This window comes from Actinomycetota bacterium, assembly GCA_005774595.1.
Taxonomy (GTDB): Bacteria; Actinomycetota; Coriobacteriia; order Anaerosomatales; family D1FN1-002; genus D1FN1-002.
In genome coordinates this window covers 1-1943 of sequence record VAUM01000344.1, presented here as the reverse complement: position 1 = coordinate 1943, position 1943 = coordinate 1, and the positions used below count along the sequence as shown (strand labels likewise).

Annotated in this window: 2 protein-coding genes; both read left to right on the top strand. The window is 72.2% G+C overall.

What is annotated here, in order from left to right:
• Nucleotides 1-1443, top strand: a 1443-nt coding sequence (gene trpE, locus FDZ70_09920) for an anthranilate synthase component I (GenBank protein ID TLM68806.1), incomplete at its 5' end; no start/stop codon positions are given.
• A partial coding sequence (locus FDZ70_09915) for an aminodeoxychorismate/anthranilate synthase component II (GenBank protein TLM68805.1) occupies nt 1440-1943 on the top strand: 504 nt, incomplete at its 3' end. The genes trpE and FDZ70_09915, both read left to right, overlap by 4 nt.

Sequence of the window (1943 nt, the reverse complement as noted above, 5' to 3'; positions counted from 1 at the left end):
GAGGTGTACGCGGACCTCGCGACGCCGATCAGCGCGTTCATGGCGCTTTCAGAGGGCGCCGAGCACGCGTTTCTGCTGGAGAGCGTGATCGGGGGCGAGCGGCTCGGCCGCTTCAGCTTTCTCGGGGTTGGGGATCGCGAGGTCATCACCGCGCGCGGCAGCGAGGTCGTCGTCGAGAACGGTGGCGTCACCGGGGAGCGCGCCGAAGATCCGCTTCGGGTCGTGCCGCGCCAGCTCAAGGCCGGTCGCGTCGCGCGAGTGCCCGGGCTGCCGCTGTTTGTCGGCGGTGCCGTGGGCTACGTGGGCTACGAGGCGACGTCGACGTTCGAGCGGGTTCCTCGGCACGAGAACGACGAGCTTGGCGTGCCCGATATGTGCTTCATGCTCGCCGACGTCGTGGTCGCCTTCGACCACGCGCGCCGCGTGATGCAGGTCATCGCCCCCGTGCGCCCCGGCGGCGCACCGGAGGCCGCGTACGACGCCGCGCTCGCCCGGATCGACACCTACCTGCGCCGCATCGACGAGGGTCCGCGCGGCGCGGAGCTCGGCGAGGTGGGCATCGCGCGCGAGGTCCCGATGACCGAGCACACCGGGCACGACGCCTTCGTCGGCGCCGTCGACACAGCCAAGGAGCACATCGCCGCGGGCGACATCTTCCAAGTCGTGCTCTCGCAGCGGTTCAGCGCGCCGTACGACGGCGACGGCATGGACCTGTACCGGGTCTTGCGCGCGGTCAACCCGAGCCCGTACATGTTCTACCTGCGCACCCGCGACGTGACGCTCGTCGGGTCGTCACCTGAGCCGCTCGTGCGCGTCGAGGACGACCGCGTGCTCACGCGGCCGCTCGCCGGCACGCGGCCGCGCGGGGCCGACGCGAACGAGGACGGCCGCCTGCGCGCCGACCTGCTCGCCGACGAGAAGGAGCGCGCCGAGCACGTCATGCTGGTCGACCTCGGGCGCAACGACCTCGGCCGGGTGTGCGCGCCCGGGACGGTGAAGGTCGACGAACTCATGGAGGTCGAGTACTACTCACACGTCATGCACATCGTGAGCAACGTCACCGGCACGCTGGCAGACGGGCGCGACGCGTTCGACGCGCTGCGCGCGACGTTCCCGGCCGGCACCGTGAGCGGCGCCCCGAAGGTGCGCGCGATGGAGATCATCGCGGACCTCGAGCCGGCGGCGCGCGGGCCGTACGCCGGTACCGTGGGCTACTTCGGCCTCGACGGCGCGATGGACATGTGCATCACGATCCGCACCTTCGTGCTCGCCGGCGGCCGCGCGTACCTGCAGTCGGGCGCCGGGATCGTCGCGGACTCCGACCCGGAGCGCGAGTACGAGGAGTGCCTGCACAAGGCGCGTGCACTGCACCGGGCGCTCGAGCTCGCGGCGGGCATGCACGGGCAGACAGCATCCCCGGCCGGAAGCGAGGTGCGGCCGTGATCCTCGTCATCGACAACTACGACTCGTTCACCTACAACCTCGTCCAGCTGCTCGCCGCGCTCGGGGCTTCGGTCGAGGTGCGCCGCAACGACGCGGTGACGGCCGAGGAGGCGCTCGCGCTCTCACCGCGCGGCGTCGTGATCTCTCCGGGCCCGGGCACGCCCGACGACGCGGGCGTCTCGCGCGACGTCATCCGCGCCGCCGCGGCCGCCGGCGTGCCGGTGCTCGGCGTGTGCCTCGGGCACCAATGCATCGCCGAGGTGTACGGCGGGACGATCTGCCGGGCGCCCAAGCCGGTCCACGGCAAGACCGACGAGATCGGCCACGACGGGGCCGGCCTGTTCGCCGGCATCCCGAGCCCGTTCACCGCGACGCGCTACCACTCGCTGTGCGTCGACGCGGACAGCGTGCCCGAGGCCCTCGAGGTCCAGGCGACGACCCAAGACGGCGTCGTGATGGCGCTGCGGCACCGCGAGCTGCCTGTCTTCGGCGTGCAGTTC